Below are 11,963 nucleotides of genomic sequence, written 5' to 3'. Positions count from 1 at the left end.
TGTGAAATGCAAGTGTATGCGGCTGATAAAAAGCGTAAATCGATCATTATTATACTCTTATTTTTAGGGATGTTATTAAGTCATATTGATAAAACATCCATGAACGTCGCCATTATTCCTATTCAGAAAGCCTTAGACCTGAACTCTTTTGAAGCTGGTTTAGTGTTGAGTATTTTCTTTTTTAGCTACGCTCTGATGCATCCGATCGGTGGATGGCTTACCGATAAGTATGGTGCACGAAATGTCTTGTTTGTTTCCGTCATTGGATTTTCATTTTTTACAGCTCTGACAAGCCTTGCCTGGTCATTTATTTCACTCCTCTTCATTCGTCTCCTATTTGGGTTAGCGGAAGGCAGTGTTTTTCCAGCTAGTATGCGCTCGATTGCCGATAACTTTGGAGAAAATGAACGAGGTCGAGCAAGCTCATTCTTTCTATCTGCGCAAACTGCAGGTGGTGTAATAGGCTCTATAGCGATCGGTTTTTTGTTGGTTTCATTCGGATGGAGATGGATGTTTGTTAGCATTGGGATTGCAGGCGTTTTTATAGCTTGGGCCATTTGGGCATATTTGAAGTCTTCAGATGATAAGCAAAGAACAGCTGAGGCACAAGCTAACAAGAAAATCCATTATAAAATGGTGTTTAAAACGAATAATTTTTGGAAATTTCTCTTTACGAAATTCTTTTCTAATATCGTGAATTGGGGAATGATTACATGGATGCCCTCTTATTTGGTTAGTCAAGGATTGGACTTGTTATCAGCAAGTGCCTTAATGGCTATTCCATATATTTCTTCCTTTATCATGTTTAATGTAAGCGGTTTGATACTAGATAAATATATGGTAGGAAGAGAAAAATATCTAGCAATGGGCGGATTACTAGCTTCGAGTGTCTTTTTATATTTAATGTTTCACGCATCGTCTGTCACGCTTGGGATTGTTTATTTGACGTTTAACGCGATTGCAATCTCTTTTATTGGAACAGCCTTGTATACCATGATTATTAAGTATTCAGATCAGGAGTTATCTGGTTCTGTAACAGGATTTGTGTCCTTCGGTGGGCAGATTGCAGGAGGGATTTCACCACTGGTTATCGGGTTCATTCTGACAGTTTTTAATGGTTCGTATACTGCTGTATGTTGGTTTTTAATTGTTTCTGCATTAGCGGGAGCAGTAGCAGCACTAACGATTACAAATAAAGTAAAAGAAGCTAAAGAAGATATGCTTATCGGGCATTCTTTTTAAAGAAGGAGCGTTGTCTATGCAAAATGGAACAGCAACGATTAAACAAGCCTTTCCGCCAAATCAGGAGGATATCATCACGAAAGATAATTGGTTTACTTCAAAGAAGCATTTGCAGGGCTATTGTCATTCAGGTGAATTAAGCCCATGCCGAATGATCTGGAAAGGAAGCCAAAAGCCAAGCTTATTATCATATGCCGATGATTCATTAGATTTGGCCACTATATACGTTCATAAGCATGAAAGTGTTTTAGCCTATCTTGAAAGGACCAATACAGATGCCTTTCTTGTGTTGCATAAAGGGAAAATTTTATATGAAAACTATTTTAATGGCTATCCATTCTATCAGCCTCATGCATTGAACTCTGCATCAAAGTCATTTGTCGGGTTAATTGTGGGTTTACTAGCTGATGAAGGGGTACTAGATCTAACTAAAAAAGCTTTCTATTACATTCCTGAATTAGAAGGAACAGGACTAGGCGAGGGTACTGTTCAGCAATTGCTTGATATGCAAGTTCCTGTGAAGTATATGGAAGCGGATACGCCTATGGGAATAGGGCGGGGCACCCCTATTTTTATCGCATCTGGTTCGATACCAAAACCTGAAAACTATCATGGACCGGAAAATCTATATGAATTTATGGTAGCAAGTAAACGAGCTATTCCCCCTGGTACGGTATTTAAGTATGAAAATGGCCAAACAGAAACATTAGGCTGGATCATTAAACGATTAACAGGTAAAAATCTAGCTGAATTAATTCAGCAATATATATGGTCTAAATTAGGGGCAGAAGAAAATGCTTGCATGCATTTGGATGGCATTGGCACAGATATAGCTAGTGGCGGTATGCGCGCAACCTTACGTGATTTAGGGCGTTTTGGTAGCATGATGTGTAACAATGGTTTTTATAATGGTCAGCAAATTATTCCCGTGCCAATCATAAGGGAAATCCAAAAAGGCGGAAATCCACAATTACTTGAGGAAAGTAATCATCATTATCTTCCAGGGTTTTCCTATCATAATCAATGGTGGATTAGTCATGATCAATACGGAGGATATTCAGCACGAGGAAAGTTTGATCAACAAATCCACATTGCACCGAAAACCGAGACCGTCATTGTCAAACTATCCTCCAATTACTCACCTCAGCCAGAAGGAATGCAAGCATGTCAGGCCATTATAGCCTATTTAGCTAAAAACGAATAATGTGAAAGCAATTGAAAATGGAATAGGGAAGGGTTACCGTTTATGGAGGGATTCAATACATGGAACGAAGGAGCGAACAATAGTGTACAGTATGCCCAGCAGCATTTAGCGAACGAAAGAACGTACTTAGCTTGGATAAGGACTAGCATTTCGATTGTCGGAGTCGGGTTTTTGACCACCTCCTTGCATTTTACGATTAAAATGAATTCAAATGATTCTATTCATATCGTAGCCATTTGCCTTGGCATTTTTGCCTGCATCATTGGGTTTATCATAGGCGTTTTGGCAACCTTTCAATATGCAAGAAAAAGAAAAGAAATTCAGGATGGACGATTTTATCCTTCCAATCATTGTATTTATATGATTTCTAGTCTTTTTTCTCTGCTGATTTTGATTATCTTTCTGTATCTTTCGTTCTTGTTATTTTGATAGGCAAGGAATCACTTGAAAAATATTGGCTTTCCAATAGAAAAACACGTATTTTTGATTACCTATCAAATAATACGTGTTTTTCATGTTCTCTAGCTTATTCTTTTTCCCAATGCTTCGCAATGAACGTATCACGTCCAGAAACGGCACGGTCTTGCTGATAGTGTTCCGTTTCTTTTTTATAATAATCTTGGTGATAGTCTTCTGCTGGGTAGAAGCGTTCAGCATCGCGAATTTTGGTTACAATAGGTTTATCAAAGCATCCGCTATTGGCAAGCTTTTCTTTCGAGACCTCTGCGATATGCTTTTGCTCATCTGTATAGGTAAAGATAGCGGTTGTATAGGATTCGCCACGGTCATGGAACTGTCCATACGCATCCGTTGGGTCAATTTGCATCCAATAAATATCAAGGAGCTGCTCGTAACTAAAAATAGCAGGATCGAATTCGATTTCGACGACTTCTAAATGGCCTGACGTTCCTTTTTTGACATCTTCATAGGTTGGGTTTTCTAAATGGCCACCCATATAGCCAGAAGTCACTTTATGTATACCGTCCCACTCGACGAATGGCTTGACCATACACCAAAAACATCCGCCAGCAAATGTCGCTTTTTCTATCATTTGAATCATCCTTTCTTTTGTGAAAATATTATAGCATTGTTTTGCTCCAAACTGCGCAAATGGGTGTAAAATAACGATTAGATAGAAAATCATGGAATAGATCCTTTTCAAAATGAAACTTTCTAGCTAATCAATCGTTACATTAACTATATCAAAATAGAGGAGTTAGTTGTTATGGAAGAGCAAGATTATACGAGACGCTCCCAACGTCCTAAAAAGCGTAGATTACGTAAAGGGAGAGCAATTTTTACACTATTACTACTGTGTATCATTGTGATTGTCGGCTATTCGGTCATGCAATATCGCAGTGGACTAGAGCTAGCCAATGACACGAAAGTAGCACAGGAAGATTTTACGGGTGATAGTATCAAAGGGGATATCGAAAACTATTTGATTTTAGGGGTCGATACACGTGGAGAGGAAAAATCACGTACCGATACAATGATGGTATTATCCTGGAATAAAGCAAACAACGATATTAAACTCGTATCCTTTATGCGCGATATTTACGCGGATATCCCAGGCTATCAATCCTATAAGCTTAATACAGCCTACTATCTAGACGGCGTCCAGCTATTGAAGGATACATTGACAAATATGTTTGGCCTACCGATTCATCATTATGCACTAATTGATTTTAAAAACTTTGAATCCTTAGTGGATATTTTAGCGCCAAATGGTGTGGAAATGGATGTTGAAAAGGACATGTCTGAAAACATTGGCGTAGAGTTAAAGCAAGGTGTCCATCGTTTAAATGGACAGGAGCTACTAGGCTATGCTCGTTTCCGTCATGATGCGGAAGGAGATTTTGGTCGTGTTGCGCGTCAGCAAAAAGTCATTGAAGCGTTGAAATCGGAGCTATTAACGCCTACCAATATGTTGCACTTACCAAAATTCGTCGGAGCGGCACAGGGCTATATCACAACAGATTATTCATCCTCTGAGGAAATGCAGCAAGTGCTTAAATTGCTATCAAAGGGCAAGGTCAACATTGAGAAAGCAACCATTCCTATTGAGGGGAGCTACCAATTCCAAAACTTTAGCCATGCAGGCGATTCCATTGTCATCGATGTGGAGCAAAACAAGGCATTTTTAAGCGATTTTTTAGGTATTTCACTAGAGTGATTTTTCGCAAAAACCAACATTATCCTGTAATATAAAGGTAGAGCATTTGGATTGGGGTGGATCTATGGAAAAAGAGAGACCAAAAGAGCGTTCAAACCTGTTAGCAACTAAGTTTATTCGTTTTTTAGGTGGTAGAAACCTATTATTTACACTGGTGATTTTATTACTAGTGGCATGTGTTATTTTTATGTTTAATCAAGTTTCCTTTATCTTTACCCCGCTTCAAGTATTATTTGAAGTAGTGATTTTACCAGGGGTACTAGCCGTCATTGGCTACTATTTATTACGCCCATTGCTGGCGATACTAGTACGATGGCACATCCCAAGAATATGGGGTATTTTAATCCTCTACATTGCGGTCATTGGTGTCATTACGTTACTCGTGGTGCTAGTCTATCCGTTTTTACGCGACCAGTTCACCAATTTAGCACAGGAATTCCCAGAGTACTTCATGGCGTTTACGCAAAACATTGTAGAATTTCTGAATCATTCACGTTTTAATGAGTACTTAGATAAAATTAGTTTTAATTTTGATGAAGTGTTGAATAACTTCACAACGGATATGGTAAAAACAGTGAAGGATATGGCGACCAATGTAGCACAGGGTGTGGCATCTGGGATTACGGGCTTCCTATCAACGTTAACAGGCATTGTGCTATCACTTGTAACGGTGCCATTCATCTTATTTTATTTACTAAAAGAGGGCGAAAAATTACCGAAATTTATGCTGAAAGTGTGCCCACCGCGTATGCGTAAAGAAGTAACTGACATTTTCCATGACATGGACAAGCAAATTAGTTCGTACATACAGGGGCAAATTTTAGTATCCATGTGTATTGGCGCAATGGTGACGATTGGCTTTTTAATTATTGGCATGAAGTATGCTTTATTGCTCGGCTTCCTTGCGATGATTACCAGTGTGGTGCCTTATTTAGGTCCTGTTATTGCGATCACACCAGCTGTCATTATTGCCCTTGTCACGTCCCCATTAATGCTAATTAAGCTAGCCATTGTATGGACAATCGTTCAGTTGATTGAAGGGAAATTTATCTCGCCACAAATTATGGGGAAATCACTCAGTATTCACCCGATTACGATTATCTTTGTGTTATTAACGGCAGGCTCGTTATTTGGTGTCCCAGGTGTTATTTTAGGGATTCCAGGCTATGCAATCTTTAAGGTGCTTGTCACGCATTTATTCAAGCTCTTTAAGCAGCGCTATAACCGTTACGAGGATGACGTTCATCAAAAATATGATATCTAATAAAACAGCTACTGTTCTTATGGCAGTAGCTGTTTTTTGCTGTGGAAAATAGCATTATGGTATGCTATGAATAGACTCAAAGCAAGGGGGAATGGAAATGGCATACATACCGATTAATTTTCAAGAGAAATTAGCTAAATTTCAAGAGCATTGGTCACCAAAGGTCATTGCTGAAATGAATGATTATCAATTTAAGCTCGTCAAAGTTCAGGGGGATTTTGTCTGGCATAAGCATGATGATACGGATGAAGTGTTTATCGTCCTTGAGGGGCAGTTAATCATCGAATTCCGAGATGGTGAAGTAAGCTTGCAAGCAGGAGAAATGTTTGTGGTTCCGCGCAATGTGGAACATAAACCCTATGCGGCTTCAGAGTGTAAAATTTTACTTGTAGAGCCTGTTGGTGTCGTGAATACAGGTGAGGAGCAATCAGAGCTTACCGCTGAAAACGATGTGTGGATTTAACCTTCATAGAAAAACCCTTCCAACAAAACGTTAGAAGGGTTTTTAAATTGCCTAGTTTTTGCTTTGGGCCAATAATTGTACTTTTGCTAAGCGATCCACAGCTTCTTGCAGAAGTTCCTTTGGTTGGACTAATGCTAAACGTAAATAGCCTTGTCCTGCAGTACCAAATACGGTTCCGGGCACTGTGACAACGCCTACTTGTTCAATCAATTGGAAGGCTAGTTCTGTACAATCGATAGCATAGGGATATTTTGCCCAAACGAACATTCCCCCATCTGATGGTGCTGCCTCCCATCCTAAAGCTTGTAAGCCATTCATCAGTGTTTTATGACGTTGTGAGAAAGTGGCACGTAAGCTTTCCGTAATTTCCTCTGCGTTATCCAGTGCAACGACAGCTGCATCCTGGATAGGCTCGAAAATACCGAAGTCTAAATTTGATTTTAATTGCTTGATAACAGCGATCATTTCTGCATTTCCTGCGATATAGGCAATACGTGTGCCAGCAAGACTAAAGCTTTTCGAGAGGGAGTTAATCTCCATGCCGACTTCTTTTGCTCCTGGTGCAGCTAGGAAGCTAATGGGGCCATCTCCCGTAAAATAGAACTCTGAATAGGCTGCATCATGGAGAACAATAATATTATATTTTTTGGCAAAGGCAATGACTTTTTCAAAGTACGCTAATGAAGGCATCGCTGGTACAGGATTTCCTGGCAAGTTTAAAATCAATAGCTTTGCTTTCTGGGCAATATCTTCTGGTACAGCGTCTAAATCAGGTAAATAATCGTTGTCAGCTGTTTGAGGCATGTAATAAGGTGTTGCGCCAGCTAAGTGAATTCCTGCGTCATATGCAACATAAGCTGGGTTTGTGGATAAGACGATGTCTCCTGGATCACAAAAGGCGATAGGTAAATGGACTAAGCCTTCTTGCGAGCCAATTGTTTGAATAATTTCTGTTGCGGGATCTAGATCGACGTTACTACGGCGCTTATAGTAGCGACTCACCGCATCATAAAAACGCTGTGTGCCTGTCAGTGTATAGCCGTAAGATTCAGCTAAACCTGCGCGATAGGAAAGATGCTCACGGATTTTAGCATGTGGGGGAAGATCAGGACTTCCTAAGCTTAAGTCAATTAAGGTCATGCCCTTTGCTTGCTGCTCGCGCGCAAAATTTTTCAAATCTCCGAAAATTGCTGGTGTAAATAATGACATTTTTTTAGATGGTACGATTTTCAAAGCTAGTACACTCCTTGTAGTTGTATAACAGAATAGTAGTTCACATTTTATCATACTGAAGCACAGAAAGGGACAGATATTCTGAAAAAAGAAAATATTTATATAATGGAGAGGATGCGTGCGTAGGCTAGCGAAAATAGATTGTCTGCTGTTGGGAGAAGCTACTATAAATTCCTTCACAAAGGAAATTGTATTATACTGAGTATAAATTTTTTTAGGTGGGATGAGTCTTATGCGAGACGAGCTACCATATGCCAAGCAAATGCTTGAAGAAACCACAAGACAGTCCTGACATCAAATGCTCGATTGGTGGATTGGTCAGCATCATCATTTTCAATTATCTACAGGCAAAATGGGGAAGTATTTGAAAAACTATGTGTCAGCTAATTATTGGGCATTGTATGTAAAAACCTATGCGGACGCTGACTATGCTAACATGTGGAATGCCTTATTTATGGCATGCACACTGTTTCGAAGCATGGCAAAGGATGCCCATATGTCAGCCTATTTGAAGCAAATATGCATGTTATCACCAGATGCGAAAACGATTTTGTAAGGGGGAAGAGAGCAGTGAAGGTATATTCATTAAGCGGACCAAGCGGCACAGGCAAAAGTACAAGTGCGCTTGCCTTTGCCCATAAATTAGGGGTGGAGGCCATTGTTGATGATGGATTACTCATTGTGAATGGCGTAAGAGTTGCAGGCCTTTCTGCTAAATTTGAAAAAAATACAATTACCGCTGTACGGCGTGCCATTTTTACAGATCCAGCCCATCGTGAGGCTGTCCAAAAAGCGCTAGCTCATCATCAGGTACAGTCTATTTTACTTATTGGCACATCGACTAAAATGACGAATAGTATTGCCAAGCAGCTAGAGCTAGGACCGATTGAGCATTATTATGATGTGGAGGATGTCCGTTCTTTTAAGGAAATTCAAAAAGCCCGCTTTATCCGTCAAACACAGGGTAAGCATGTGATGCCGATCCCCTATAGACAAGTGGAGCAAAATTTCTTTAAACGATTGGTGCAAAAGGGCATTGAGATTTTTTCATCGAAACGAGAAAAAATCGGGGAAACGACGATTGTGCGTCCTGATTTTCAGCGGGAATATATAGAAATCAGCAAGCCTGTTTATGTACAGCTACTGACATACTGCTGTAGCCAACAGGCGATTGTACAAAAGGTGGAGCAGGCACAATTTGTGTTAGGGGATCAGGTTCAAGCTATCCTCACTATTCAGGTGAAGCTACCAATCGATTATCCATTAGCAGCCCGTTTATTGGCATTACAACAAGCCGTGCAGGAAGATTTTTATCTACATTTTGGCTATGAATTAGATGCTATTCATGTGCATGTTAAAACAGCTATACAAAAGAAAAAGGCGTAAAAAACAGGTACTCCGCTCGCACATTGGCGTTAAGAGTACCTGTTTTTTATTTTGGCTGACGGGTAAATTGAGGCTGGCGTTTTTCCACAAAGGCACGACAACCCTCTGCGAAATCACTGCCCACAAATGGCGAAGAGCCTTGCCATAAGGTTGGCACACTATCGAGACATTCCTGAACGGATTGTTTCACGGCAAGTAAGGATTCAGGGGACATCCCTGCAACAAGCTTGCCCATTCGAATCATGTATTTATTTAAATCCTTTTCAGCTACTAGGTAGTTAAGCAGCCCAAGCTTGAAAGCTTCCTCTGCTTTAAACATTCGTCCCGTAAAGACTAAATCCTTGGTTGTGGCAGGGCCGACGAGCTGAACTAAACGCTGCGCAAATTTGTTATTTAAAGTAATCCCTAATTTACCGACAGGAATGCCGAGCTTGGCCTTGTCGGAGCCAATGCGGATATCGCAGGCTAAGGCTAATTCCAAGCCAGCGCCCATTGCCGGACCGTTGATGACGCCAATCGTTGGAATCGGTAGGCGCTCAATGGTTGAAATGGTCTTTTCCATATGTACAAACGCTTCTTCAGCTTGCTCAAGAGAGATGGCATTGAACTCTTTAATATCAGAGCCGGCTGTAAAGCTTTGGCCAGAGCCTCGTAAAATCAGTACTTTATTTTTCGGATTATCTAATACTTGTAGGGCAATCTTGGCTAATTGATCCCACATGTTTGCCGTTAATGCATTTTTTGCCTGTGGTCGATGAATCGTAATAATCGCTAGCCCAGCTGTTTCTTGATAAATAATTTTCGCATCTTCTGCTTCCAGTCGAGTCGTTTTTACTTGCATATCGGAAAGCCTCCTACATGTTAGTGTCTATCTTTATTATATAACACAATCAACGATAAACACGAAATGATACGAATTTTCACATAAAATTGCGTTGTTATACAAGAATGTAGGGAATAGTAAGCATTTATTGTACTACAACAGGGGAGCGGAATTTACTATTGTAAGAAAGTAAAAATTATGAGAAACTACTTTAGGAACATATGTTTCTTCATTACGTAAGGAGCATTTGAATGGTAGAAGCGGGTTCATGTTGTGAAAATACAGATTATCCGACATTAGAATAATATAAAATGAATTTGAACCTACGCACCCAAAATATAGTAAAATAGAAACAACACACGCAAAGCAATCAAGGAGGGGCACTATGGTCACACTCAAGGAAGCATGGAATAGCTACGCATTGCTGCTACAATCATTGAAAAAAAGTGCTGCCACAAAAAAACAATACAATATGGATGGGCAGCAATTTTTAACATTCGCCCATGAGCAAAACTACTTGTATGTGGACCATCAATTGAAAAATTTAATACAGCTCTATTGCGACTATTTAAAGGAAACCTACAGTAATATCAACACGTTTAATCATAAAATAGCGACATTGCGAGGCTTTGTAGAGTTTATTTTTTTACGAGAATGGGTGGAGCCTTTTGATTATCAGCATATTTTGCAGCCGAAAAAAAGACAAAAAGAGGCACTGCAAGTACTGACAAATAAACAGGTCATGCAAATTGTCAACGTATGGCCAACCTATTTTCAATATGCTAAAACGCAGGAGCATGCATGGCTGGCAAGACGCAATGGCTGTATCGTTCAAGTGTTGATGGAAACGGGTTGTAAGCCCGCTGAGCTCGTCCGCATGAAATGGGCTCACTTGAATGAAGAGAAAGCGACCCTTTTTATAGCTAATCGAAATGGACGTCGAGAAATTAAGTGTTCGCCCATCCTCATGGACATGCTAACACAGTATAAAAAAGAGACGACCCATTTACATGAGCAAGAGGTAGGGGAATGGGTTTGGGTAAGCGAGGCGAGTTTAGCGAAGCCGATTACGACGAAGACAATTGAACGCATTTTCCAAACGATGGCTCAAGATATAGGGAAGAATATAAGAGCAACTGATTTGCGTTATACTGTCATGCAACGGGCATTTCAGCAGGAAAAAACGCTGGAGCATATTCAACAAGAAATGGGCTATGTACGGAAATGGGTGCTAACAGAAAGACAGCAGCGCCTCGAATAAAAGCGTGCAGTGCGTGCAGTAATCGCGATCTATCACCATCACTGCACGCCTTTTATAAATGATTCAATGCTTTGACATTCACTTTGACTGTTAAATCATGCTTGCCTCCAGAATATACACCTTCCACAGGGCTAATGTCACTATAATCGCGACCAATACATAAAATAATATGATTTTCCAATACTTCCACATTATTCGTGGGATCAAGACCAATCCAGCCAATACCCGGAATCATGACTTCTACCCAAGCATGTGTTGCAATATCACCAATGAGGGCTGAGTTTTCATCGACATATAGATAGCCACTGACATAGCGAGCTGGAATTCCTTTAGCCCGTAAAACAGCCAGCATAACATGGGTGAAATCCTGACAAACACCCCGTTTTAATGCAAATGCCTCACTTGCCGATGTCGTTACATTTGTCGCTGTCGGATCATACTCAAAGCTAGAATATAAATATTGCATTAAATTAAGCGAAAAGAGCACAGGATTTTCAGCATGACCGATCGCATGATAAACTTCCTCTAGCTGCTGCTCTGTCATAAATGTAAAATGTGTTGCTTTTAAATACGGTAAATAATGCTCATAAAATAGCTGCGAATGAAAAATGGTCTGCATTTCGGGTGAATATTGAATACGATGAATAAATGGCGCACGCTGAATACTCACAATCGAAGATGTATGAATTTCTAGTATTTGATGCTGCTCTGGTATATAAAAAGAACCAACTGTATTGCCCCAAATATCCGTATGCTCACGGGTCAGGGAGGACGGCGTAATGGCAATTCGATAGGATAATAATCGCTGACGCTCATCACTACGCGGCTTTAAACGAATGGTATTTAAGCTTTGATCGACTTCAGACTCATATTGAAAAATATTTGTATGCTGAATTTCAAATTTCATCGTG

At 40.1% G+C, this 11,963-nt stretch carries 13 protein-coding genes; 9 read left to right on the top strand and 4 right to left on the bottom strand.

What is annotated here, in order from left to right; all coding sequences use genetic code 11:
- The first annotated feature begins 6 nt into the window (after positions 1-6).
- From ACEVFT_RS15970 to ACEVFT_RS15960, 3 genes are read left to right on the top strand one after another with little or no spacing between them, the layout of a single operon-like run.
- Positions 7-1,242, top strand: a complete 1,236-nt coding sequence (locus ACEVFT_RS15970; RefSeq protein WP_393950694.1) for an MFS transporter — start codon at positions 7-9, stop codon at positions 1,240-1,242.
- A gap of 16 nt (positions 1,243-1,258) precedes the next feature.
- On the top strand, positions 1,259-2,446 hold the full coding sequence (locus tag ACEVFT_RS15965) for a serine hydrolase domain-containing protein (RefSeq protein ID WP_393950693.1): 1,188 nt from the start codon (positions 1,259-1,261) through the stop codon (positions 2,444-2,446).
- Between the two features lie 42 nt (positions 2,447-2,488).
- Entirely contained in the window at positions 2,489-2,875 is a 387-nt protein-coding gene (locus tag ACEVFT_RS15960; protein WP_205443487.1) for a YidH family protein, read from the top strand.
- Positions 2,876-2,972: 97 nt separating this feature from the next.
- On the opposite strand, the gene msrA is transcribed toward ACEVFT_RS15960, so the two are convergent.
- A complete protein-coding gene (gene msrA / locus ACEVFT_RS15955) occupies positions 2,973-3,497 on the bottom strand; it encodes a peptide-methionine (S)-S-oxide reductase MsrA (RefSeq protein ID WP_393950743.1) in 525 nt (174 codons plus the stop codon).
- Between the two features lie 174 nt (positions 3,498-3,671).
- On the opposite strand from msrA, the gene ACEVFT_RS15950 reads away from it, so the two are divergent.
- From ACEVFT_RS15950 to ACEVFT_RS15940, 3 genes are all read left to right on the top strand, one after another.
- Entirely contained in the window at positions 3,672-4,622 is a 951-nt protein-coding gene (locus tag ACEVFT_RS15950) for an LCP family protein (RefSeq protein WP_205443489.1), read from the top strand.
- Positions 4,623-4,686: 64 nt separating this feature from the next.
- Entirely contained in the window at positions 4,687-5,886 is a 1,200-nt protein-coding gene (locus ACEVFT_RS15945) for an AI-2E family transporter (RefSeq protein WP_393950692.1), read from the top strand.
- A gap of 97 nt (positions 5,887-5,983) precedes the next feature.
- Positions 5,984-6,349, top strand: a complete 366-nt coding sequence (locus tag ACEVFT_RS15940; protein WP_205443492.1) for a cupin domain-containing protein — start codon at positions 5,984-5,986, stop codon at positions 6,347-6,349.
- A gap of 51 nt (positions 6,350-6,400) precedes the next feature.
- Here the strand turns inward: ACEVFT_RS15940 and ACEVFT_RS15935 are convergent, their stop codons facing one another.
- Entirely contained in the window at positions 6,401-7,582 is a 1,182-nt protein-coding gene (locus ACEVFT_RS15935) for an aminotransferase class I/II-fold pyridoxal phosphate-dependent enzyme (RefSeq protein ID WP_393950691.1), read from the bottom strand.
- Positions 7,583-7,880: 298 nt separating this feature from the next.
- Here ACEVFT_RS15935 and ACEVFT_RS15930 point away from each other — a divergent pair, with 298 nt between their 5' ends.
- Positions 7,881-8,138 carry an aminoglycoside 6-adenylyltransferase gene (locus ACEVFT_RS15930; RefSeq protein ID WP_393950690.1) on the top strand — a complete coding sequence of 86 codons (258 nt, stop codon included), beginning with the start codon at positions 7,881-7,883 and terminating at the stop codon, positions 8,136-8,138.
- Positions 8,139-8,152: 14 nt separating this feature from the next.
- Entirely contained in the window at positions 8,153-8,968 is an 816-nt protein-coding gene (locus ACEVFT_RS15925; protein ID WP_393950689.1) for an ATP-binding protein, read from the top strand.
- Positions 8,969-9,014: 46 nt separating this feature from the next.
- On the opposite strand, the gene ACEVFT_RS15920 is transcribed toward ACEVFT_RS15925, so the two are convergent.
- Positions 9,015-9,809 carry an enoyl-CoA hydratase/isomerase family protein gene (locus ACEVFT_RS15920; protein WP_066036778.1) on the bottom strand — a complete coding sequence of 265 codons (795 nt, stop codon included), beginning with the start codon at positions 9,807-9,809 and terminating at the stop codon, positions 9,015-9,017.
- A gap of 367 nt (positions 9,810-10,176) precedes the next feature.
- Between ACEVFT_RS15920 and ACEVFT_RS15915 the strand changes: the two genes are divergently transcribed.
- A complete protein-coding gene (locus ACEVFT_RS15915; protein ID WP_393950688.1) occupies positions 10,177-11,052 on the top strand; it encodes a tyrosine-type recombinase/integrase in 876 nt (291 codons plus the stop codon).
- A gap of 52 nt (positions 11,053-11,104) precedes the next feature.
- Here ACEVFT_RS15915 and ACEVFT_RS15910 read toward each other — a convergent pair whose 3' ends face one another.
- Entirely contained in the window at positions 11,105-11,959 is an 855-nt protein-coding gene (locus ACEVFT_RS15910; RefSeq protein WP_342443663.1) for a transglutaminase family protein, read from the bottom strand.
- Between the last annotated feature and the right edge of the window lie 4 nt (positions 11,960-11,963).

It is taken from the genome of Lysinibacillus sp. PWR01 (genome assembly GCF_043359455.1).
Taxonomy (GTDB): Bacteria; Bacillota; Bacilli; order Bacillales_A; family Planococcaceae; genus Lysinibacillus; species Lysinibacillus fusiformis_F.
This window is presented reverse-complemented; position numbering and strand designations above follow the sequence as displayed.

What these genes read in the sequence shown, in the direction of transcription:
- ACEVFT_RS15970 (WP_393950694.1), top strand. Translation starts at nt 7, where the DNA reads ATGCAAGTGTATGCGGCTGATAAAAAGCGTAAATCGATCATTATTATA.
- ACEVFT_RS15965 (WP_393950693.1), top strand. Translation starts at nt 1,259, where the DNA reads ATGCAAAATGGAACAGCAACGATTAAACAAGCCTTTCCGCCAAATCAG.
- ACEVFT_RS15960 (WP_205443487.1), top strand. Translation starts at nt 2,489, where the DNA reads ATGGAGGGATTCAATACATGGAACGAAGGAGCGAACAATAGTGTACAG.
- msrA (WP_393950743.1), bottom strand. Translation starts at nt 3,497, where the DNA reads ATGATAGAAAAAGCGACATTTGCTGGCGGATGTTTTTGGTGTATGGTC.
- ACEVFT_RS15950 (WP_205443489.1), top strand. Translation starts at nt 3,672, where the DNA reads ATGGAAGAGCAAGATTATACGAGACGCTCCCAACGTCCTAAAAAGCGT.
- ACEVFT_RS15945 (WP_393950692.1), top strand. Translation starts at nt 4,687, where the DNA reads ATGGAAAAAGAGAGACCAAAAGAGCGTTCAAACCTGTTAGCAACTAAG.
- ACEVFT_RS15940 (WP_205443492.1), top strand. Translation starts at nt 5,984, where the DNA reads ATGGCATACATACCGATTAATTTTCAAGAGAAATTAGCTAAATTTCAA.
- ACEVFT_RS15930 (WP_393950690.1), top strand. Translation starts at nt 7,881, where the DNA reads ATGCTCGATTGGTGGATTGGTCAGCATCATCATTTTCAATTATCTACA.
- ACEVFT_RS15920 (WP_066036778.1), bottom strand. Translation starts at nt 9,809, where the DNA reads ATGCAAGTAAAAACGACTCGACTGGAAGCAGAAGATGCGAAAATTATT.
- ACEVFT_RS15915 (WP_393950688.1), top strand. Translation starts at nt 10,177, where the DNA reads ATGGTCACACTCAAGGAAGCATGGAATAGCTACGCATTGCTGCTACAA.
- ACEVFT_RS15910 (WP_342443663.1), bottom strand. Translation starts at nt 11,959, where the DNA reads ATGAAATTTGAAATTCAGCATACAAATATTTTTCAATATGAGTCTGAA.